This is a genomic window from Glycomyces sp. NPDC047010 (assembly GCF_040644205.1).
In the GTDB taxonomy this organism is placed as follows: Bacteria; Actinomycetota; Actinomycetes; order Mycobacteriales; family Micromonosporaceae; genus Glycomyces.
On record NZ_JBEYVY010000013.1, the window covers coordinates 149563 to 169943 of the forward strand.

Annotated in this window: 19 protein-coding genes, 1 tRNA gene and 2 pseudogenes; 12 read left to right on the plus strand and 10 right to left on the minus strand. The window is 69.0% G+C overall.

Annotated elements, in window-relative coordinates; genetic code table 11:
- Nucleotides 1–167 precede the first annotated feature (167 nt).
- Nucleotides 168–752 carry a hypothetical protein gene (locus AB0A65_RS23800; RefSeq protein WP_359954535.1) on the minus strand — a complete coding sequence of 195 codons (585 nt, stop codon included), beginning with the start codon at nucleotides 750–752 and terminating at the stop codon, nucleotides 168–170.
- Between the two features lie 810 nt (nucleotides 753–1562).
- Between AB0A65_RS23800 and AB0A65_RS23805 the strand changes: the two genes are divergently transcribed.
- From AB0A65_RS23805 to AB0A65_RS23815, 3 genes and pseudogenes are all read left to right on the plus strand, one after another.
- Nucleotides 1563–1979 carry a hypothetical protein gene (locus AB0A65_RS23805; RefSeq protein WP_359954537.1) on the plus strand — a complete coding sequence of 139 codons (417 nt, stop codon included), beginning with the start codon at nucleotides 1563–1565 and terminating at the stop codon, nucleotides 1977–1979.
- Between the two features lie 16 nt (nucleotides 1980–1995).
- Nucleotides 1996–2571, plus strand: a complete 576-nt coding sequence (locus AB0A65_RS23810) for an HD domain-containing protein (RefSeq protein ID WP_359954539.1) — start codon at nucleotides 1996–1998, stop codon at nucleotides 2569–2571.
- Between the two features lie 1174 nt (nucleotides 2572–3745).
- Nucleotides 3746–4798 (plus strand): annotated as a pseudogene (locus AB0A65_RS23815) (recombinase family protein); the annotation flags it as partial.
- Nucleotides 4799–4900: 102 nt separating this feature from the next.
- On the opposite strand, the gene AB0A65_RS23820 reads toward AB0A65_RS23815, so the two are convergent.
- The 5 genes and pseudogenes from AB0A65_RS23820 to AB0A65_RS23840 form a co-directional block, all read right to left on the minus strand.
- A complete protein-coding gene (locus AB0A65_RS23820) occupies nucleotides 4901–5167 on the minus strand; it encodes a hypothetical protein (protein ID WP_359954541.1) in 267 nt (88 codons plus the stop codon).
- Nucleotides 5168–5363: 196 nt separating this feature from the next.
- Nucleotides 5364–5436, minus strand: a tRNA-Trp gene (locus AB0A65_RS23825).
- A gap of 88 nt (nucleotides 5437–5524) precedes the next feature.
- Nucleotides 5525–6361 carry a MetQ/NlpA family ABC transporter substrate-binding protein gene (locus AB0A65_RS23830; protein WP_359954543.1) on the minus strand — a complete coding sequence of 279 codons (837 nt, stop codon included), beginning with the start codon at nucleotides 6359–6361 and terminating at the stop codon, nucleotides 5525–5527.
- 35 nt (nucleotides 6362–6396) lie between these two features.
- Entirely contained in the window at nucleotides 6397–7056 is a 660-nt protein-coding gene (locus tag AB0A65_RS23835; RefSeq protein WP_359954545.1) for a methionine ABC transporter permease, read from the minus strand.
- Nucleotides 7057–7109: 53 nt separating this feature from the next.
- Nucleotides 7110–7820 (minus strand): annotated as a pseudogene (locus AB0A65_RS23840) (ATP-binding cassette domain-containing protein); the annotation flags it as partial.
- Nucleotides 7821–8058: 238 nt separating this feature from the next.
- On the opposite strand from AB0A65_RS23840, the gene AB0A65_RS23845 reads away from it, so the two are divergent.
- Genes AB0A65_RS23845 through nudC form a run of 3 tightly spaced genes read left to right on the plus strand, consistent with a single transcriptional unit; the run spans nucleotide 8059 to nucleotide 11593 of the window.
- A complete protein-coding gene (locus AB0A65_RS23845; RefSeq protein WP_359954547.1) occupies nucleotides 8059–9360 on the plus strand; it encodes a pitrilysin family protein in 1302 nt (433 codons plus the stop codon).
- Entirely contained in the window at nucleotides 9357–10679 is a 1323-nt protein-coding gene (locus AB0A65_RS23850; RefSeq protein WP_359954548.1) for a pitrilysin family protein, read from the plus strand. The genes AB0A65_RS23845 and AB0A65_RS23850 overlap by 4 nt, the downstream gene beginning before the upstream one ends.
- Nucleotides 10676–11593: an NAD(+) diphosphatase gene (gene nudC / locus AB0A65_RS23855; RefSeq protein WP_359954550.1), complete on the plus strand. Its 918-nt coding sequence runs from the start codon at nucleotides 10676–10678 to the stop codon at nucleotides 11591–11593. The genes AB0A65_RS23850 and nudC overlap by 4 nt, the downstream gene beginning before the upstream one ends.
- Here the strand turns inward: nudC and AB0A65_RS23860 are convergent.
- Together AB0A65_RS23860 and AB0A65_RS23865 are read right to left on the minus strand one after the other, a co-directional pair.
- Entirely contained in the window at nucleotides 11590–12549 is a 960-nt protein-coding gene (locus AB0A65_RS23860; protein ID WP_359954552.1) for a DMT family transporter, read from the minus strand. The genes nudC and AB0A65_RS23860 overlap by 4 nt on opposite strands.
- Nucleotides 12550–12732: 183 nt before the next feature.
- Nucleotides 12733–12966, minus strand: a complete 234-nt coding sequence (locus AB0A65_RS23865; protein WP_106366363.1) for a mycoredoxin — start codon at nucleotides 12964–12966, stop codon at nucleotides 12733–12735.
- A 135-nt stretch (nucleotides 12967–13101) separates the two neighbouring features.
- Here AB0A65_RS23865 and AB0A65_RS23870 point away from each other — a divergent pair, with 135 nt between their 5' ends.
- From AB0A65_RS23870 to AB0A65_RS23885, 4 genes are all read left to right on the plus strand, one after another.
- Nucleotides 13102–15246: an ATP-dependent DNA helicase UvrD2 gene (locus tag AB0A65_RS23870; RefSeq protein WP_359954554.1), complete on the plus strand. Its 2145-nt coding sequence runs from the start codon at nucleotides 13102–13104 to the stop codon at nucleotides 15244–15246.
- Between the two features lie 174 nt (nucleotides 15247–15420).
- Nucleotides 15421–15837, plus strand: a complete 417-nt coding sequence (locus AB0A65_RS23875; RefSeq protein WP_359954556.1) for a hypothetical protein — start codon at nucleotides 15421–15423, stop codon at nucleotides 15835–15837.
- Nucleotides 15838–15926: 89 nt separating this feature from the next.
- A complete protein-coding gene (locus AB0A65_RS23880; RefSeq protein ID WP_359954601.1) occupies nucleotides 15927–16286 on the plus strand; it encodes a WhiB family transcriptional regulator in 360 nt (119 codons plus the stop codon).
- Nucleotides 16283–16492, plus strand: coding sequence for a hypothetical protein (locus AB0A65_RS23885; RefSeq protein WP_359954558.1), 210 nt, complete (start codon nucleotides 16283–16285; stop codon nucleotides 16490–16492). Before AB0A65_RS23880 ends, AB0A65_RS23885 begins: the two co-directional genes overlap by 4 nt.
- 65 nt (nucleotides 16493–16557) lie before the next feature.
- Here AB0A65_RS23885 and AB0A65_RS23890 read toward each other — a convergent pair whose 3' ends face one another.
- Nucleotides 16558–17859: an AarF/ABC1/UbiB kinase family protein gene (locus tag AB0A65_RS23890; RefSeq protein ID WP_359954603.1), complete on the minus strand. Its 1302-nt coding sequence runs from the start codon at nucleotides 17857–17859 to the stop codon at nucleotides 16558–16560.
- 272 nt (nucleotides 17860–18131) lie between these two features.
- On the opposite strand from AB0A65_RS23890, the gene AB0A65_RS23895 reads away from it, so the two are divergent.
- Both AB0A65_RS23895 and AB0A65_RS23900 read left to right on the plus strand, forming a co-directional pair.
- Complete coding sequence (locus AB0A65_RS23895; protein ID WP_181245930.1) at nucleotides 18132–18296, plus strand: DUF5679 domain-containing protein; 165 nt, start codon at nucleotides 18132–18134, stop codon at nucleotides 18294–18296.
- 142 nt (nucleotides 18297–18438) lie between these two features.
- On the plus strand, nucleotides 18439–18969 hold the full coding sequence (locus AB0A65_RS23900) for a M48 family metallopeptidase (RefSeq protein ID WP_359954560.1): 531 nt from the start codon (nucleotides 18439–18441) through the stop codon (nucleotides 18967–18969).
- A gap of 52 nt (nucleotides 18970–19021) precedes the next feature.
- On the opposite strand, the gene AB0A65_RS23905 is transcribed toward AB0A65_RS23900, so the two are convergent.
- Nucleotides 19022–20290, minus strand: a complete 1269-nt coding sequence (locus AB0A65_RS23905; RefSeq protein WP_359954562.1) for a zinc-dependent metalloprotease — start codon at nucleotides 20288–20290, stop codon at nucleotides 19022–19024.
- Nucleotides 20291–20381 lie beyond the last annotated feature (91 nt).

Below are 20381 nucleotides of genomic sequence, written 5' to 3' on the forward strand. Positions count from 1 at the left end.
CATTTGAATTGAAACTCTAATGTATGTCGAGCGGAGGTGCTTCCTGTGCTCAGGGCGCAGGGAGAAGTAATACTTCAGGCTATCACTAGGGGAGTTCTGATGGTCGAACTATGAATGAAATAGTGCGGGGCACGCCTCCACCTGGCGTGCCCCGCTGTAGGAGAAGGTCAGAGTTGGCCTGCGGTGGTGGCGCGGGTCAGGATGGATTCGGATTCTTGGCGCCAGCGGCGTTTGCGGTCGTTGGGGGTGCTCTTCCAGCCGGGGCGGGCTGCCATGCCGCAGATTCGGCCGTCTTCGTGGAGGAGGTCGGCGACTGGAGTCAGGCCCCCGGTCACGTTGACGACGCTGAGCACCGCGTGTTCTGAAGCCGTGGTGGGTTCGACGGCGAACCGGAAGCCGTCGATGTTGAAGGTGCCGAGGACGGTCTCGGGGAGCTCGGTCTTGAGAGGTCTGGGTTGACCGGCGTGCCAAGCGGCGATGAGAGCGGCGACGTGTTTGCGTTGCTCGGTCTTCCAGACGTCGGTCTGCTCATTCCAAGGCTCTTCCCACCGAACTTCACGCACGACTCCGCCGGCGTGGAGGGCGTACCCGATTCGTACGGGCTTGCCGTGCCAGCTCAGCCAGACGGATGCGTATCCCGACGTTTTGCGGGCCTTGAGCGTGAGTCGGTTCCCGGATGGAGTCTCCCATTCGCCGAGAATCTCGAAGACGGCCTTGGGATCCTGGCCGTTGCTGGGTGTTGACGCGTTCATATACCGGTTCTCCCCTCGGCGGTCGGTCTGTCGATCTGATGAGGGCGTTGACTTGTCTCACCAGGTCGATGACACTTGACGCTACGTAGACCAGGGGTTTTGAAACACTGACTGGCGGTACGGGTTTGAGAGGTGCGGTGGGCCTTGAGACGTGAGACGCGGCCTTATGGGGGCGTCAGTGGATTCCTCCTGAAGGCGGCCCGCTGTTCGATCCCGGTTAGCCAAGAGAGCTTCTCGGAGACTGTGGGTGTTGACCCGACGACGGTCCAGAGTTGGGAATCCGGGCGTAGGCCCTTGGCTTCGGTCGCAGTAGCGCAGCTTCGGCAGATCAGTCAGCAGTTGCTGAAGCTCGGGGCAGATTTGGAACTGGCTGCGCTGCTTCCTGTGGCGGTTGAAGCGGATCTTGTCCTCACGGCTGTGGTCAGTCCTTGGGAGTCAGTCGACGTGGATCGCCATCCGCTTGCCGGCTGCGTCATGGATCTGCGCCTGACGGAGCTGCTTACTTGGGCGTTCTCTGGGGTGGCTCCGACCTTCACCCGAAGGTTGCCGAGCCGTCGGCGGCGAGGTCCAACCCCGGCTGGTCCGGAGCTTGGTCGTGATGACCGGCGACAGATGGAGACGAACCTTCTCGAGCTCACGGAGTACCGCTCACGGGCGATCGAAGGGAATGTACTTCTACGGCGGCAGGCATGCTTCCTTGCCGGACTTGCAGGTCTCGACGTGTCGGAGGGTCTGTCTTCTCTAGCGTCTCGGTACCTCGTGGGAGGGGAACCGTGGTCGCCATCTTGGGCTGATGCGAGGTCGTTCGTGGTGTCGCGAGCCTACCGAGGTGATCCGCAGCCGCTTCGCGACTTCATCGCACGCGCCCATCCCAGCGAGGACTGCGAGATAGCGGCCCTGAACTACACGGCCTACTGGGTTGGCGATTTGCGGGATCGCGAAGGTGACGACGCCTTCATGGTGCGCAGCGACCGGCGATGGCACGGCACCCGCATGTACGTGCATCTCGTGAAACGCCTTCACGCTGACCACCCGTTGGTCGACCTCAACATTCACAACCTCTGGTTGCTCCTGCGCTCGCAGCGGGGGCTGCTGGTCGACGACCCGGATACGACGCGGATGCTCGCGGAGCATCTCGAGCCGCTCGCTGACAGCGGTCGAGTTTCTGATCTGTCGCGAGAAGAACTAGGCTCGATAGGCGAGGCTCTCGCCGGCCTCAGGAGTTGAGCTGGAGAGGCAAGCCATGACAGAACTGGCCGGAGCTGCCGGGTATCTACTCGAGGCTGGGCTTCTGAAGCGTGCTCGTCGCTCGGGCTGGTGGATCGCCGGTATCAGGGACCCGGAGAGCATTGCCGAGCATTCCTGGCGAGCAGCTCTGACCGGGATGGTGCTCGCCAGTCTCGAAGGGGCGGATCCTGCGCGCACCGCGATGCTGTGCATCCTCCACGACACCCCGGAGACCCGGATCGGGGACATTCCGAAGATCGGCCACCATTACCTTGACGCGACCGATCCCGAGACGATCGTGGCCGACCAGACCGCGGAGTGTCCTGATCCGGTTGCGGGCACGATCCGGGATGCCATCGCCGAATTCGAGGCAGGCGAGACTGCCGAAGCGCAGTGCGCGAAAGATGCTGACAAGCTCGAATGCCTCATCCAGGCCGTGGAGTACCGGCATCAGGGAGTCGCCACCGTTGGTCGCTGGATCGACAGCAGTCTGGCGGCGTTGAAGACCGATACCGCACGTGAACTTGCCCAGGAAGTGCTCGAAGCGAATCCGCTTGCTTGGGAGCAGGTTCGAGCACGGCCGTCTGGCTGAGATTTGAGTTTGCCGCAGGGAAGTTGCTTTCTGGGCGATAGTGCTCAGTCCGGGGACTGAGGGGGCTGTATGGGTAGAGCACGGCGTCGCTACTGATACGGCCCGACAGGCATTCACTTCACCGGCGGGGGCGCTCGAGCTCAACCTGCCGCTGTTGGAAGCGGAGCATGCAGGTAGGGAATCTGCCTCTTCGCGAAGGTTACTGGCTTGGTTACCGACCACCTACGGATCTCGACATGCGAGCGGTGGTTCAGCGTGCGGGGGCTTGTGACACCGCTAAGAAGATCGGCAGTGTGTCTCCGATTGACCGCCTCGCGGCCGTTCTGCGATCTCGATCCTGCGCCCCTTCCGGACTGGGGCTTCCAGGCTGGGGCTTCCAGATCCCCCCTTCCACGGATACTTCCCTGTTGCCATGCCCAGTAACCCAGCGTTTCCGCAGGATGAGTGGCAGTTTAAGCCAGTCGTAGAAACCCTGAATATATACATATCCCCGTAAGGCGCTATGGGGGAAACTGCCCAGCGGCACCTTATGCCGGGCCTGAAGCCACGCCTGCGCGACGAAGTGCCAGCCGCAGCCACCTTGAGACCGGGGCCTCCCCGAGCTCGTCAAGGTTACTGATCCAGCGGGCTTCGGTGAGCTCAGGAGAGCAGGTGACACTGAGAGCTGGCAGTCAGAATGGTCAACGTGTCTCGCTTCGCATCAAGGGGATGAGATGTAGGTGGTGAGTTTCTGGTCGGGAACTGATGCTTGACTCTGTGTGATCATTGGGATACGATTGTTGGTCGCCCAGGCTGCATTGCGATGTCGACGAGACACGCCTCATGCATGACCGCATCTCACCACCTTTTCTCAGGCTGCCCTGCCTTGGCTGTGCTCCGCCCTCCATCCGGAGCGGTCAGCTTGCCTGGAGGCGCCGATATTCCGGTCGCTCGACAGGTGTGCGAACCGAGCATACGGTGGCAGCGGCACGTAAAATACCTGGTCAAGCGCGGTGGCTTCCGTGGTTACCGGAGAGCCCAGGGTTCGCGTCGTAGGGGAGCCTCGCGAAGAGATCGACATTGCCTCGATCGCGGCAATCCTGGTCGACGTGGCCCTCCTGATCGCGGAAGACGACCCTGCGGCAGCCAGACCTGCGTGCCAGACCGACGAGCACGATCGGAAGGCCGACGGCGCATGAGCGAAACGTCAAAGAAGAAGCGAGCGGTGCTGTACCTGCGGGTGTCCTCCCGGAGCCAGGTCGACACCGACTACGACCCCGAGGGGAATTCCATCCCGGCACAGCGCAAGGCGTGCCTCCAGAAGGCCGAGGATCTCGGGTTCGAGGTCCTCGACGAGTACCTTGAGCCAGGCAAATCGGGGATGACCGTTGACGGCCGGCCGAAGTTCCAGGAGATGATGGCGAGGGTCCGCAACTCCAAGGATGTGGACGCCATCATCGTCTACGCGCGCTCGCGCATGCACCGCGATACGACCGATGCGGCGATCACGAGGCGGGAACTCCGGAAGCTCGGGGTGCAGCTCGTCTCGATCATGGACTACACCGAGGACAGCTACATCGGTGATCTGGTAGCCGCGATCCTCGACGGTGTGAACGAGTACCAGTCGCGCGCGTCCGGGGCGGACGTGGCCTACAAGCTGGCCGCGAAGGCATCCCGCGGCGGTATCCCATGCCTCGCGCCGCTCGGGTACCTGAACGTGGGGGAGAAGGTCGACGACCGCGAAGTCAGGACCATCGCAGTAGACCCCAAGCGGGCGCCGTTCGTCGCCATGATGTTCGAGCTGTACGCGACGGGGCGATATGGCTTCAAGGACCTCCAGCGGGCGGCCACGGAGGCGGGGCTTCGTACTCGTCCGAGGAAGGACGTGCCCAGCGGTCGGCCGGTCACGATCGAGACCATCGGGCGGTTGCTCCGCGACCGCAGGTATCTGGGCCGCGTCGTGTTCAAAGGCAAGGAATACGACGGTCGCCACGAACCGCTGATCACCCAGGAGCTGTTCGACAGGGTTCAGAGCGTGCTCGTGAACCAGCGCGGCGCGGGCACCCGTGAACGGGTCTACGACCACCCGCTGAAGGGGCTGCTGTGGTGCGCGAACTGCCGGACGCGGTTCTACCTCGACACCGTCAAGAACCGCCGGGGCCTCATGTACTCGTACTTCCTTTGCAGCGGTAGGGCGAACAAGCACTGCCAGAGCCCGAGGCTGCCGGTCGCGAAGATGGAGGCCGCCGTCGCTGCGCACTACGCGACCCTGAACGTTCCGCCCTCGCTTGCGGGGGAACTGCGGGCAGCGGTTGACAAGGCGTTGCGGGAGAAGGGGCTTCTGACGACGTCACTTCGGAAGAAGCTGGAGGCCGAGCATCGGCGACTGGTCGAGCAGCAGGACCAGCTCCTCGATCTCGTCGGCAATCCGGCGTGGCCGCAGGATCGGTTGGAGTCCAAGATGTGCCGCCTTCGCGATGAGCTGGCCTCGGTCGCGGAGCGGTTGAACGAAGTCGGGGACGTGAAGGTGGAGCGGGCTGGCGAGGCGATCGGGATGCTGTTGGGCCTGCTGGACGATCCGAGGCGACTGCTGAAGGCGCTGCCGGAGGATTTCCACAAGCCTTTCCACAGGTCGTATTTCAAGCGGCTGCTTGTTTACGTTGACGAGGGGTCCGGGGAGCCATGTGTTGCTTCGGACGAGATCAGTTCGCCGTTCACGCCGCTGCTGCCCGAGCGGCGCGACCACTTGAGGCCCGAAACGCCGAAAACCGGGCCGCTCATTGCGACCCGGTTTTCGGATAATGCTGGTCTTGCAGGAGTGACAGGACTCGAACCTGCAACCCTCGGTTTTGGAGACCGATGCGCTACCAATTGCGCCACACTCCTTCACCAGCCCGTTGCCTGGCTGGCCGCAACTATCTTACGTGTCGCGGTTCAGCCGGTGCAAGCGGGTTGGCGGTGATGGAGGTGCTGGTTAGGAGGCCGGGACGACGGAGCCGTCGGCCCAGGTGTCGAGGATGAACTGCTTGACCTCGTCGGACTGGAGGAGCTCGGCGAGCTTCTGGATGTCCTCGTTGTCGGCGTTGGCGGCGGTGGTCACCAGGTAGTTGGCGTACGGGTTGCCGTCGGGGGACTCGCTGTAGAGGGCGTCCTCGGCGGGGCTGAGGTCGGCTTCCAGGGCGTAGTTGCCGTTGATGACGGCGGCGTCGACGTCCTCCAGGGAGAGGGCGAGCTGCGCCGCTTCGAGCGGGACGAACTCCAGGTTCTTCGGGTTGTCCGCGATGTCGTCCTCGGTGGCGAGGGTCGAGTCCACGCCGTCGGCGAGCGTGATCAGGCCCGCGTCGGCGAGGAGGGCGAGGGCGCGGCCGCCGTTGGAGCCGTCGCCGGGGATGGCGATCTGGGCGCCGTCGGGGATCTCCTCGACCGAGGCCACGGAAGACGAGTACAGGCCCAGCGGCTCGATGTGCACGGCCGCGACGGTCACCAGGTCGGTGCCGTTGGCGGTGTTGTACTCGTCGAGGTACGGCTCGGTCTGGAAGAAGTTCGCGTCCACGGAGCCGTCGGACGTCGCGACGTTCGGCTGCACGTAGTCGGTGAACTCCTCCACCTCGACCGTCAGCCCGGCGTCGTCCGCCAGGTTCTCGGCGATGAAGTTCAGGATGTCCGCGTGGGGGACCGGCGTCGCGGCCACGACGACGGTGCCGTTCGTCTCCGTCGCTTCAGAGTCGCCGGAGTCGTTGCCGCAGGCGGCGAGTGTCAGAGCGGCGGCTGCGGCGACCGAGGTCCCGATCAGGGCACGGCGATTGAACATAGTCTTCTCCTAAGGGAAGGTGCGGGTTTACTGGTTTATCGGCGGTCGAGGGTGCGGGCGCACCGGTCGCCGAGGATCTGGAAGAGCTGCACGAGCACGACGAGGATCACGAGGGGCCAGATCATGTACTCGGTCTCGAAGCGCTGGTAGCCGTAGCGGTACGCCAGGTCGCCCAGGCCCCCGCCGCCCACGATCCCGGCCATCGCCGAGTAGGAGACGACCGCGACGAGCGTGACGGTGAAGCCGCGGATCAGGCCGGGCGTCGCCTCGGGGAGGACGACCCGCCAGACCAGGCCGGGCGTCGACGCGCCCATCGAGCGGGCCGCTTCGATCAGGCCCGGCTGGACTTCGAGGAGCGCGCCTTCGACGAGGCGCGCGAAGAACGGGATGGACGCCACGGTGAGTGGGACGATCGCCGCCTCCGTGCCGATGCTCGTGCCCGTGATCAGGCGGGTCAGCGGGACCACCGCGACCATGAGCAGCACGAACGGCGCGCTGCGCCCGATGTTGACGATCAGTCCGAGCGGCGCGTTGACCACCGCGATCGGCTTCGGGCCGGTCTTCGACGTCACGTACAGGACGGTGCCGAGCAGCAGGCCCCCCAGCAGGGTCCACAGGCCCGCGACGGAGACGATGTGGAGCGTCTCCCAGAAGGCTTCGATCAGCAGCTCGACGAGGCGGTCGGAGTTGTTCATCGCGACACCTCCTCACCGAGGAGGCGCGCGGCCAGGCGGCGGGCCTGACCTCCCAGGCGCGACTCAGGGTCGGCCAACAGCTCCGGGACGTTTCCGATCTCCACGAACCGCCCGGACTCCATCACCGCCGCGCGGTGGCAGATCCGGGTGATGACCTCCAGCTCGTGCGTGATGAGCAGGACCGTCAGCCCCAGGTCGCGGTTGAGCCGCGCGAGCAGGTCGAGGATCTCGTCCGTCGTGTCGGTGTCGAGCGCGCTCGTCGCCTCGTCGGAGAGGAGCACGTCGGGACCGGACGCCAGCGCGCGGGCGATCGCCAGGCGCTGGCGCTGGCCGCCCGAGAGCTGCCCCGGGTACGCCTTCGCCTTGTCGGCCAGGCCGACCAGGTCCAGGAGCGAACGGGCGCGTTCGCGCCGCTCGGCGCGCTTCGTCCCGCGGAACCGCAGCGGCAGGGCCACATTGGATTCCGCGTTGCGGTTCGACAGAAGGTTGAAGTGCTGGAAGATCATCGCGGTCTGCGACCGGGCCTCGCGCAGCTCCCGGCCGCGCAGGGCCGTCAGGTCGCGGCCGGCGACCTCGACGGTGCCGACGTCGGGACGGGTGAGGAGGTTCGCGGTGCGCAGCAGCGTCGACTTGCCGGCGCCGGAGCGCCCGAGGATGCCGAAGATCTCGCCCGGCGCGACGTCAAGGGAGACGTCGTCGAGCGCGACGAGGTCGCCGAAGCGTTTCGTCACACCGGACAGGCGGATGCTGGGACTGGAGTCCATGAGAAGGGAAGGTCGCTTTCGCTGTGGGTGATCGCCGCTTCGGGGCGCGGCGGTGCGGGAGCCCTCAGCTGGCGCACATTCGGCAGCACGACGCGGCGGCGCGGTCGGCGTCGCTGAGGCGTTCGATGTGCTGCGAGTTCATAGCCTAGAAGTCAAGCAGGAATTCATGCCGAATCCAAGCGGCTGTGACGAACGCCGCGTCAGCCGAACGTCACCGAGCTGAGATAGGGTTCCGACCATGACTGTTGCGACGATTCCGGCTCCGGCGTTCGCGATCGAGCGGTTCCGACTCGCGAACGGACTGCGCGTGGTCCTCGCGCCCGACCCCGGAGCGCCTGTCGTCGGCGTCGCCGTGGTCTACGACGTGGGGATGCGGTCCGAGCCCGAAGGGCGCACCGGGTTCGCCCACCTGTTCGAGCACATGATGTTCCAGGGCTCCCACAACGTCGGCAAGGCCGAGCACATGCGCCACGTCCAGTCCGCGGGCGGCACCTTCAACGGCTCGACCCACATCGACTACACCGACTACTTCAACCTCCTCCCCGCGAACGGCCTCGAACTCGCCCTGTTCCTGGAGGCCGACCGCATGCGGGGCCCCGCGATCACCGAGGAGAACCTCGCCAACCAGGTGAGCGTCGTCAAAGAGGAGATCCGGGTCAACGTCCTCAACCGCCCCTACGGCGGCTTCCCGTGGATCAAGCTCCCGCCGGTCATGTTCGACACCTTCGCGAACTCCCACGACGGCTACGGCTCCTTCGTCGACCTCGACGCCGCCACCGTGGACGACGCCCGCTCGTTCTTCGACGCCTACTACCCGGCCTCGAACGCCGTCCTGTCCGTCGCCGGGGACTTCGACCTCGAAATCGCCCGCGACCTCGTGGAACGCCACTTCGGGAACGTCGAGGCCCGCCCCGCGCCCGTCCACCCGTCCTTCGACGAGCCGGACCTGAGCGAGGAGCGCCGCCTCTCCTACACCGACGAGCGCGCCACCCTCCCGGCCGTCGCCGCCGCCTGGCGCGTCCCCGACCCCGTCAAGGAGCTCGACGAGTTCCTCCCGTACGTGGTCCTCGGCGAGCTGCTCACCGACGGCGACGCGTCCCGCCTGGTCGAGCGCCTCATCCACACCGACCGCAGCGCGACCGCCGTCGCCGCGCACTGCACGTTCATGGCCGAGCCGTTCGCCTCCCGCGGACCCACGGTCATGCTCGTCCAGGCGTTCCTGCCGCCCGGCACCGACGTCGACGCCGTCCTCGGCACCGTCGACGAAGAGCTCGCCCGCGTCGCCGACGGCGTGGACGAAGCCGAACTCGACCGCGTCAAGGCCCGCGTCGCCGCCCAGCTCCTGCGCGGCGACGACTCCGTCATGGGACGCTCGCGCCGCTTCGCGACCGCCGAGATCTTCCACGGCGACGCCGCCATGTCGACCCGCTTCGCCGGACTCCTCGGCGAGGTCACCGCCGAGTCCGTCGCCCGCGCCGCCGCCGCGCTGACGCCGAACCGCCGCGCCGTCCTCGAAGTCGTTCCCGGAGGAGCCCAGTGAGCAGCCAAGTGAGCCACGCCGTCCCCGGCCTCGCGCCGGAAGTCCCGCTGACCCTGCCGGTCCCCGTCGAGCGGACCCTCCCGAACGGCCTCCGGGTGCTGCTCACGCGCCGCCCTGGCGTCCCGCTCGCCGAGGTCCGCCTGTCGATCCCGGCCGCGCACACCGAGCTCGCCGCCGCCGACCTCCTCGCCTCGACCCTGTTCGCGGGCACCGAGACCGCGTCGATGACCGACATCGCGCGCCGCCTCCAGGGCGTCGGCGGCGCACTCGGCGCCGGAGCCGACCCGGACCGGATCGCCGTGTCCGGCAACAGCCTCGCCACCGGCCTCCCCGAACTCCTGGAGACCCTCGGCGACGTCCTCAAGGCCGCCGAGTACCCCGAGGCGCCCTTCGAGGTCGAGCGCTCCCGCATCATCGACGGCCTCTCCGTCGCCGAGCAGCAGCCCGACTTCCAGGTCAACCGCGTCCTCGACGCCCGCCTGTGGGACGGCCACCCGTACGGCCACCAGCAGCCGACCGCCGCCGAGGTCGCCGCCGTCCAGCGCCAGGCCGTGCTTGCACTGCACGCCTCCCGCGTCCACCCCGCCGGCGCCCGCCTCGTCATCGTCGGCGACATCGACCCCGACAGCGCGTTCGCCGCGGTCGAGAAGGCCCTCGGCGACTGGAACGGCGCGGGCGAGCCCCGCACCATGGAGCCGCTCCCCGGCATCGAACCCGGACCGCTCGTCCTGGTCGACCGGCCCGGTTCCGTCCAGTCCGCGATCCGCGTCGCCTACCCGGCCGTCGCGCGAACCCACCCGGACAACGCCGCGCAGCACCTCACCAACCTCGTCTTCGGCGGCTACTTCACCTCGCGCCTGGTCATGAACCTGCGCGAGACGAAGGGCTACGGCTACTCGCCGCGCTCGCGCGTCGACCACGCCCCCGCCGGGTCGATCCAGCTCGCCGCCGTGGACGTCGCCACCGAGGTCACCGCGCTCGCGCTGGCCGAAGTGCGCGCCGAGCTGCGCGGCATGGCCGAGAACCCGCCGGCCGCCGAGGAACTCGACCTGGCCCGGCGGTATGCGCTCGGGTCGATCAAGCTCGCCACTGCCACGCAGGCGGGCGTCGCGAACTACATCTCCGTGCTCGCCGCCGCGGGCCTGCCGCTTTCGTGGCTCGCCGAGCACTCCGAGCGGCTGCGGGCCGTCACTCCCGCCGACGTGCAGCGGGTCGCGGCCGAGCGCCTCGACCCCGAACGCGCGGTGACCGTCGTCCTCGGCGACGGCGCGGTGATCCGCGACTCGCTCGCCGAGCTGGGGGAGATCGCCGCGCCATGATGCACCCGCCGCTCGCGGTCGACGAGGTCGACCGGTTCGCCGCCCACCGCGGCGACGACGCCTGGCTCGGCGACGCGTGGGAGAAGGCGCAGATCGTCCTCTGCGACCCCGAGCGCGAGCGCATCGACGCCGACGAGGAGGGCCTGCGGTACTACGACGCGGGCTCGGCCCCCGACGGCCCGCGCGTCTACCTCGGCGGCGAGGACCCGCCGGTGTTCGCGGTCTTCGCGGACCTCCCCGAGGGGCTCCCGGGCCGCTGGATCAAGCCGACGTGGGCGCCGCGCGACCTCGCGATCGCCGTGGAGGCCATCGGGATCGGACACTGGCACGCCACGTACCGGTTCCACCCGACGACCGGCGAGCCGCTCAGCGCCCGCATGGCCGGGTGGGAGCTGTCGGGCGAGCACGGGCGCCCCGTGTTCCCGCGCACCGACCCGGCGGTGATCGTCCTCATCGACGACGGCGCCGACAGGGTGCTCCTCGCGCAGCACCAGCGGTACGGCGGCCAGCCCAAACCCGCGGTGGCGCAGAACACGATCGGCGCGTCCGCGCAGTCCACCCGCAGCGGCCGGTACGCGTGCATCGCGGGGTTCGTGGAGCCGGGCGAGTCCGCCGAGGCCGCGGTCCACCGCGAGGTCGCCGAGGAGGTCGGCATCCGCCTCGACCGCCTCGACTACGTCTCCAGCCAGCCGTGGCCCTACCCGCGCTCGCTCATGCTCGCGTACCGGGCCACCGCCGACCCGTCGCAGACCCTCGCGCTCCAGGCCGAGGAGATCGCCGACGCCCGCTGGTTCACCGCCGACGAGGTCCGCCAGATGTGGGTCGACTCCGCCGACGGCACGCCGAGCGCGGTCCGGATCTCCGTGGCGCGCTTCCTGATCGAGAACTGGTTGGACGAAGAGGGCGGTCGCTAGACTTTCGTCACGGCCGCTTCTTCGGCTTCTTCCTCGACGCCGGTGCGCTTGGCCGCGACCGCGCGCTGCGCGGTGAAGACGCCGGCGATGACGACGAGGCCGCCGATGACCTGCGGCACCGTCAGGGCCTCGCCGAGGAGGGCCCAGGCCGCGAGTGAGGCGATGACGACCTCCGCGTAGCCGATGGCCCCGGCGACGGGCGCGGTCACGAAGCGGAGGCCGCTCAGGCCCAGGCCGTACGCGACGGCGGTGCACAGCACGAGCGCGATGATGCTCACCAGGGCCGTCGTGTCGACGCCGCCGAGCGTCACCTGCGAGGACAGGACCGCCCAGTCGAGCGCCCACGGGGTCGCGAGCGGCGCGAGCGCGATCGCGCCGACGGTGAAGCCGACCGCGAGGAGCACGCGCACATCGACTCGGGCCGTGAGCTTCTCGCCGGAGAGGAAGTACGTCGCCTGGCACGCCGCCGCCGCGGAGCCCGCGACGAGGCCGACCGCGTCGAGGCGCAGGCCCGTCCACACCTCCACGACGATGCACAGGCCGACGAGGCTGAGCAGCACCCCGATGACGGCCGAGCGCGGCAGGACGGTGCGCCGCACGAACCGCACCCAGGCCACGACCACGATGGGCCCCATGAACTCCAGGAGCAGCGCGATGCCGACGGGAAGCCGCTCGACCGCGATGAAGTAGAACGCCTGCACCGCGGCGATGGCGGTGAGCCCGAACAGGGCCAGGCCGCCCCACGGCAGCCGCGTCCCGTCCCGCAGTGTCCGCACCAGCGGCACGGCCGCAATGGCGACCGCGAGCAGCCCGACCCCGCAGATGCGCAGCCACGTCACCTGGATCGGGGTGAGCCCCGCCTGGATGACCACTTTGCCGAAGGGCCCGCAGACCCCGAAGAACAGCGAGGCGGCGAGGACGAGGGGGACGCCGAGGGCGGCGCGGGGTGAGGTCATGGGGGCTCCGCTGGTGGGTGGGAGGGCTGGAGGCAGAGAAAAGGCCCGGGACGGATCCATCCCGGGCCTGAATGCTTAGCGACCACCCCTCGAAGTCGCTAAGCAAGCTTGACGAGTCAACTATAGGGCATCGTACCGGCTTTGTGTCCTAAACGTGACCATAGTCTCGGTATGTGGCACAGGTCAAGCTGCGATCTTCTCTTTCACCTGCGCCAGAGAGGGATTGGTGAGCGCGGAGCCGTCCGGGAAGCGGACGGTCGGGACCGTGGCGTTGCCGCCGTTGACCCCCATGACGAACTCGGCGGCCGCCGGGTCCTCCTCGATGTTGACCTCTTCGTAGGCCAGGCCCTCCCGGTCGAGCGCGGACTTCAGCCGCCGGCAGTAACCGCACCAGGTGGTGCTGTACATGGTGATCATCGATCCTCCTTCTCCATCGACGATAACGCGATACCGCCCCGGGGCATTCCCTCGATCGTGTCGCTCCTCACGTTGGGGCCCAATCAGGTGAACGGTCCCCGAGTTCTCGTCGGAGGGCTCTGGAACACTGTCGGGATGAGCGCGCGCGACGAGGCCATCCACCTGCTCCTCTCCGGACTCGATCCCGAGCAGTGCGAGGCGGTGACCGCCGAACCCGGGCCGGTCTGCGTCCTCGCGGGCGCCGGGACCGGCAAGACCCGCGCCGTCACCCACCGGATCGCCTGGCGGGTCCTGCGCGGCGACATGCGCGGCCAGCACGTCACGGCCGTCACCTTCACCGCGCGCGCCGCGGGGGAGATGCGCGACCGCCTCCGCGGCCTCGGCGTCGCGGGCGTCAACGCCCGCACCTTCCACTCCGCGGCCCTGCGCCAGCTCCGCTACTTCGGCACCAAGCGCTTCGGCGGCCAGCTCCCCGAGCTCGTCGACTCCACGCTCAAGTTCACCGCCATCGCCGCCGCCCGCGCAGGGCTCCAGACCTCCCGCGCCAAGAACTACGACCTCACCACCGAGATCGAATGGGCCGCATCGTCGCTCATCGGCCCCGACGACTACGTCAGCGCCATCGCCGCGATCGGCCGCGACGCGCCCGCGGCCCCCGAGGACGTCGCGAAGGTCTACGCCGCCTACATCGAGGCCAAGCGCCGCGCCGGGGTCATGGACTTCGCCGACGTCCTCGCGTACACCGCCGACCTCATCACCGACGTCGACGCCGCCGCCGACCAGATCCGCAACCAGTACCGGTTCTTCGTGGTCGACGAGTACCAGGACGTCACCCCGCTCCAGCAGCGCCTCCTCGACGCGTGGCTCGGCGACCGCGACGACATCACCGTCGTCGGCGACGCCAGCCAGACCATCTACTCCTTCACCGGCGCCACCTCCGAGCACCTCCTCGGCTTCACCCGCAAGCACCCCGGCGCGCAGCTGGTGCGCCTCGTCCGCGACTACCGGTCCACGCCGCAGGTCGTGGGCCTCGCCAACCAGATCATCGGCGAGTCCAAAGGGCGCGAGGCGAAGATGCGCCTCGAACTCATCGGCCAGCGGCCCGACGGGCCCGCCGTCAGCGCCGAGGTCTTCGCCGACGAGGCCGAAGAGGCCGACATGATCGCGCGCCGCTGCCGCCAGCTCATCGCCGACGGCACCAGCCCCTCCGAGGTCGCGGTCCTCTACCGCACCAACGCCCAGTCGCAGGCGTACGAGGAGGCGCTCGCCTCCTACGGCGTGCCCACCGTCGTCACCGGCGCCGCCCGCTTCTTCGACCGGCCCGAGGTCCGCCAGGCCGTGATCGCGATGCGCTCGGCCGCCAAGACCGACATCGGCGAGATGCCGCTCGCCGAGGCCGTCGCCGCCGCGCTCGACGCGGTCGGCTGGCGCGCGGACGCCGCGCCCTCCGGCGGCGCCCAGCGCGAAGCATGGGAGGCGGTCGCCGCGCTCGCGTCCCTGGCGGACCAGTTCCTCGACCACCACCGGGCCGACCCCGACAAGGACGGCCCCGACCCGGACCTCGACGCGTTCTGCGCGGAACTGGGGCGCCGTGCCTCGGAGCAGCACGCGCCCGCCGTCGAAGGCGTCACCCTCGCGAGCCTCCACGCCGCCAAGGGCCTCGAATGGGACGCGGTGTTCCTCGTCGGCCTCGCCGACGGCACGCTCCCGACCACGTTCGCGCGCACCGAGACCGCGCTCGAAGAGGAGCGGCGCCTGCTGTACGTCGGCATCACCCGCGCCCGCGAGCGCCTCCAGCTCTCCTACGGCCTGGCCCGCAACTCGGGCGGCCGCGAACGGCGCCTGACCCGCTTCCTAGCCCCGCTCGGCCTCGGCGGATTCCCGAAGACGCCCGAGCCCGCGCCCGGGAAGCCCCGGTCCTCGAAGAAGGCCGCGAAGGTCCTCGACTGCTCCGGGTGCGGCAAGCCGCTCACCGACGCCCGCGACCGCAAGCTCGGCCACTGCGCCGACTGCCCGGCCACGATGGACGAGGAGCTGTTCGAGCGCCTCCGCGACTGGCGGGTCACCGTCGCCAAGCGCGACGGCAAACCGGCCTTCACCGTCTTCACGGATGTGACGCTGATCGCTATCGCGGAGCGCTGTCCGGGATCCGACAGGGAGCTGGCGGCCCTCCACGGCATCGGCAAGTCGAAGCTCGACAAGTACGGACCGGCGGTGCTCTCCCTGGTCAACGGCGGAACCGTGGACGACGCGGTCGCCATGTGCGAGGAGGCCGGATGACTTCCCCCGGAGACCGCAAAAACTTTCTTTCAAAACCCCGGAAAAATACGTTGCGCTCCCGAACGAGACGGGCGTAGCGTAGCTCAAGCCGGGGAGAGGTGTGCGCCTCAAGCCTCGGCAAGTAGGAGATGAAGACCAATGTCAACCACGGAACCCGGAAAGGAGGGGTAGACGATGTTGCTGCTCAGCGAACCCAAGCAGACGACGACCTTCGGCGCGTCCGCGCATGAGCCGGCCACTGCCGTGTATCGCAGCATCGCGCCCGTCTTCGTCCAGCTCCGTGGCACCACTCTGCCCGCTGCCGTCCTGACGACCACGGCTCCGAGCACCGTCAACTCCGTTGACAACACCGATATGGGCGCCAACACGCTTCGTGGACGCGGCACTGCTATCGCAGGCTTCGGTTGGCAGCCGGTGGACACCGGCTCTGAGAAGCGTCACGGCGTCACCCGCGGGAGACCGCCTCGAGAACACCACCTGTTGGGCTTACAGGAGAAAGCCCAGCTCGGAACTCTCGAGGCCGCGAATCCCGCAACCGGGATCGCGGCCTTTTTGTTTGGCGTGAAACGCCAGGTCGCGGCCCGTCAGTAGAAGAACAGACGAGACAGATTGCGAAGCAATTGAGTCCTCAGACAGCACTGATGCGACCGACCATCGACACGAGAGAGGAGACCGAGCCCATGACCGACACCCTCATCGGGCCTGAGCTGCGAGAGCAGGCCCGCGAGACCGGGAGCGACCTCGCCTGCCGCGAGTACGACGCCGACCTGTGGTTCTCGGAGCAGCCCACCGAGCTGGAGTTCGCCAAGTCCCTGTGCGCCGACTGCCCGGTGCGACTGGAGTGCCTGACCGGCGCCCTGGAGCGCCACGAGCCCTGGGGCGTGTGGGGCGGCGAGATCTTCGAGAAGGGGAACGTCGTGGCCCGCAAGCGGCCCCGCGGCCGGCCCCGCAAGGACGCCGCGCTCGTCGAGCAGGCCGCGCAGGCCGAGCTGGCCGCGCGGACCCGGGAACTCGCGCTCGCGGGGGTGGCGGTGTCATGACCGTCGACTACCTGAGCCGCCACCTGAAGCGTGACGTCGGCGTCGAAGACCTCGGACCCTCCCTCGCGGAGGAGGTCGAGGCGGTCCGGCCGCTGGCGCCGACGACCGTGATGTTCGGACGCCTCCGCATGCGGGGCCTCTGGACCGAAGCCGGTTACAAGCGAGTCGGCCTCCGCGGCGGGAAGCACCGCCGCCGCAGGCATTGACCGCGCGATAACCGCGTTGGCTGAAAGGGCCCGCCCCCGAGAGGGGGCGGGCCCTTTCCGTTTGCCTAGACCCGGTTCGGGTCGGTGCCCTCCGGGTCGGCGAAGCCGGGGAGCCAGTCGACGAGGATCTCGCGCCAGTTCGCGGTCGCGCCGAGCTGGCACAGGACCCCGATGGAGCCCATGGTGACGCGGTGGATGAGCAGGTACGCGGGCGGGAAGCTCAGCTGCTTGTTCAGCTTCGCGGCCTCCGAGCCCTGGCCGGTGAGGCGGGTGCTCTCCTTGCGGAGCCACTCGCGCGAGAACTGGAACTCCTCGCCCGCGATCGGCTCCAGCATCGGCACGAGCAGCTCCAGCATCGCCTTCGCGTCGATGTGGAGCGCCGGCGGCACGAAGCCCTCGCCGCGCAGGCCCGCGACGACGTCGTCGGCCCGCCCGTCGAGCGTCAGCCGCGTCAGGCGCCCCACCTGGACGGGCATCCCGCCGGGCAGGCGCGCGGCCGCGCCGAAGTCGTAGACGACGAGGCGCCCGTCCTCGCCGATCGCGAAGTTCCCCGGGTGCGGGTCGGCGTGCAGGAGCCCGGCGCGCTTGGGCGCCGAGAAGTGCAGCGTGCAGAGGCGCAGCCCGGCCGCGTCCCGCTCCTCCTGCGTGCCCTCGCGGATGACCTCCGAGAGCGGCCGCCCCGGGAGCCACTCGGTGACGAGCACCTCGGGGGTGGCGTGGACGACCTCGGGGACCGCGATGAGCGGGTCGCCGCGGAACGCCTCGGCGAACTGCTGCTGCGTGGACGCCTCCAGCTCGTAGTCGAGCTCTTCGAGGAGCCGCTCGCGCAGCTCCACGGTGATCTTCTTGACGTCGAAGTTCGGTTGCAGCACCTTGAACATCGGGGCGATGCGCGAGAGGTGCCGCAGGTCGGACCGCAGCGCGTCCCCGGCGCCGGGGTACTGGATCTTGACGGCCACGGGCCGCCCGTCCTTCCACACCGCCCGGTGCACCTGGCCGATGCTCGCCGCGGCGGCGGGCGCGTCGTCGAACTCCTCGAACCGGTCGCGCCAGTCCGCGCCGAGCTGGCGCTCCAGGACGCCGTGGACGCTCGCCACCGGCAGCGGCGGCGCCGCGTTCTGGAGCTTCGTCAACGCCTGCCGGTACGGTGCGGCGAGGTGCTCGGGGAGGGCCGCCTCGAAGATCGACAGCGCCTGGCCGAGCTTCATCGCACCCCCCTTGAGCTGCCCGAGCACGCTGAACACGTGCTCGGCGGTGCGCCGCTGCGCCTGCTCGCTGAGGATCTCGTCGGCCAGCCCGGTCACGCGCTTGCCGAGGCCCACCGTCGCCCGTCCCGCCAGCCCCAGGGGGAGCGAGGCCAGCTTCATGCCCCGCACGATCGCCCGGCGCGGGAGGTCATCACCCGAATGGGCGGGTCCATGCCTGTCGCTCACGTTCCCAATGCTCTCACGGACGGGCCCGGTCGCGGAGGTCGAGCGCGGACCGGAACCGCGTTCGCCGTATCACCTTCCGCCGCGTGCGGCCTACGCGTGTCACCCGCACGGGTGAAGCGGCGCGGCGGGACTTACAGGCGTGAAATCTGTGGCATTCTGAGGCTGAACGGTTGCACAGCGTGACCGTCGCTACATGGGGGGTACCAGTGGCTACTGCTACGGAGACTTACAACGGGTACTGCGTCAAGTGTCGCGAGAAGCGCGACTTCGAGGGCACCGTCGTCGTCTCGGATTCGGGCCGCCGGATGGCCAAGGGGACGTGCCCGGTGTGCGGCACCAAGATGAACCGGATCCTCGGCAAGGCCTCGTGATCGCTGACCGGAAGGTCGACCCCTCGTCTGATCCCACCATGCGGGAGTCTGGCGAGGGGATTTTCATTGCATAGCACCATGCAAGCCGCAATCGAGACATCTGCGTTAGGCGATTGTCACCCCTGCGGATTAGTGTGCGTTCATGGCGCGCAAAGTGCATCCCCCCGTCGAAGTGCGGCGCTCTCCCCGGCGCCGTGCCACCGTAGCGGCCTACGAAGAACGAGGCCGCGTGGTCGTCATGATCCCGGACGCCTTCTCTGAGAAAGAGGAGCGCGAATGGATCGACCACATGCTCGCGAGGCTCCAGCGGCGCGAGGCCCGAGACGGCCGCGCGTCCGACGCCGCCCTGCGCGACCGGGCCGTCAGGCTCGCCCAGCGCTACTACCCCGAGCACCCCGAATGCGCCCGGCCCGAGAGCGTCCGCTGGGTCGACAACCAGCACCGCCGCTGGGGCTCGTGCACCCCGTCCGACGGCTCGATCCGGCTCTCCCGGCGGCTCACGATGATGCCGTCCTGGGTCATCGACTACGTCCTGCTCCACGAGCTGGCGCACCTGGTCCACCACGACCACTCGCGCCCGTTCTGGGACATGGTCGGCCGCTACACCAAGGCCGAGCGGGCCCGCGGCTACCTCGAAGGCATCGCCGACGCCGAGGCCAGCGACCCCCGCTAGGCACCGGGCGCACCGCGCCGGCCGCCGAGGCGGCCGGGCGCTGCTCCGCGCCTTACTTCTCTTCGGGCCCGTCCCCGTCGTCGTCCTTCGGGTCGTTCACCGCGAGCTGGTCGAACATCGACGGGTCCAGGTCCTCCAGGGCCTCGGAGACCGCCGCGAACGACTCGGGCCGCTCCAGGTCGGCGGCGCTCGGCATCAGGTCCGGGTGCGCCCACACCGCCTCGCGCCCCTCGGTCCCGCGGGCCTCGGCCAGCGACTGCCACAGCCGCTCCGCCGCCCGCACCTTCGCCTGGTCGAGCTGGAGCCCGACGAGCGCCTCGAACGTCTGCTCGACCGGCCCGCCGGAGGCGCGGCGCCGCCGCGTCGACTCCATGAGCCGGTCCATGGTCGGCAGCCGCTCGCCGACCGCCTCGGCCACGACCGTGTTGATCCATCCGGCGATGAGCGCCAGGGTCGTCGCCAGCCGCGCCAGCGCGGCCTTCTGCTGCTCGGTGTCCTCGGGCTTGAACACCTCGCTGAGGTCGAGCGTCGCCGCCGCCTCCTGGTCGGTCAGGTCCATCTCCGACATGGCCTCCTCGATGGCGGCCTCGTCGATGCGGATCTCCCGCGCGTACGCCTCCAGGGCGCCGAGCAGGTGGGCGCGCAGCCACGACGCGTGCGTGAACAGGCGGTGGGCGGCCGCCTCGCGCAGCGCCACGAACAGGCGCACCTCCTCCACCGGGAGCTCCAGGCCCTCGGCGTAGGCGGTGATGTTGCCGGGCAGGAGCGTCGCGACACCGGTCTTCCCCAGGGGCAGGCCGACCTCCGTGGAGGACAGCACCTCCCCGGCGAGCTTCGCGAGGGCCTGGCCCATCTGCGCGCCGAACAGCGCGGAGCCGACCCCCTTCATGAGGTCGGCCATCGGGCCGAGCATCCCGGCCATCTCCTCGGGGACGAGGGTCTGCATCGCCTCGCCCATCTGGGCCGCGAGGGGTTCGGCGAGCTGCTTCCAGGAGTCCTCGGTGCGCGCGATCCACTGCTTGCGGGTCCACGCGTCGGTGGCCGTGACCCCGGAGGGCCAGTTGACGACCGAGTCGAGCCAGAGGTCGGCGAGGCGCACGGCCTCGGCGACGTGCGCCTGGTCGGCGGGGCCGACGGTGTTCTCGGCCTCCAGCTCGGACTCGGCGAGCTGGCGCGCGAGCTGCCAGTTGACCGGACCTGAGGTAAGCGACTGCGCCATCATCTGTTGCAGCTGCTGCATCATCTGCTGCACACGCGGATCGTTCGGGTCGGGCAGGTCGCCGCCCAAGTTGCCGAAGCCGAATGGAATATCGGAGCCCATGCGCCAACCGTACGTCAGAGGAGGGGGGCCGGGCCACGGCTGGCCGATCTGGAGGGCCCCCGTTCGCTGCGGGCCGAAAGCGCGCGTGAGC